A 527-nucleotide genomic window follows, 5' to 3' on the forward strand; every position below is an offset into this window, starting at 1 on the left:
GCAGAAGGCCCGGGCGGTAGAGCTCGAGGCAGCGCGTACCGCTCAGGCCACGGCAGACCAAACGCTACAGGCCGAGAAGGCCGCGCACAGCGTGACGGCGGCCGCCTGGTCGCGCGAAGAGCAGGAGATGCGAGTAGAGCTGGCAACCCTGCGCGAGCGCGYCGCCGGMGCRGARCAGCGCGCAACAGCCCTGGGCGATCGGCTGCGGCGCCAGGAAGAGAAGGCCGAGCGCGAAACAGTCCGCTTGCGCGAAGAGCAGGCGACGACGCTACGCCAGCTCGAGGCTAGACCGGCAGAGAGACGGGCGGAGACCGTTGGGAAGCCTCAGGCCGCTCGGGCAGCGCGGGGCAAGAAGCCATCCAAGTGAGCACGGGTCTGACCTTGGGCAGTCCTTGAATCGCCGTCGCATGGCCAACGAAGATGGACGAGGAACCATGGGCGGATTCCAAAAAAGGGCTCTCGCCGGCGCCCCTGCCCTCCTGTCTCAAGCCAAGTCATGCGCCGCCGCTCGCCATGGGCCTCCAGAG

At 68.5% G+C, this 527-nt stretch carries 1 protein-coding gene; it reads left to right on the forward strand.

Annotated features, from left to right (window positions below; all coding sequences use genetic code 11):
• A partial coding sequence (locus AC1DTN_RS39120; protein ID WP_477925623.1) for a hypothetical protein occupies positions 1-367 on the forward strand: 367 nt, incomplete at its 5' end.
• Positions 368-527 lie beyond the last annotated feature (160 nt).

Source organism: Rhizobium sp. 01T444, assembly GCF_056398305.1.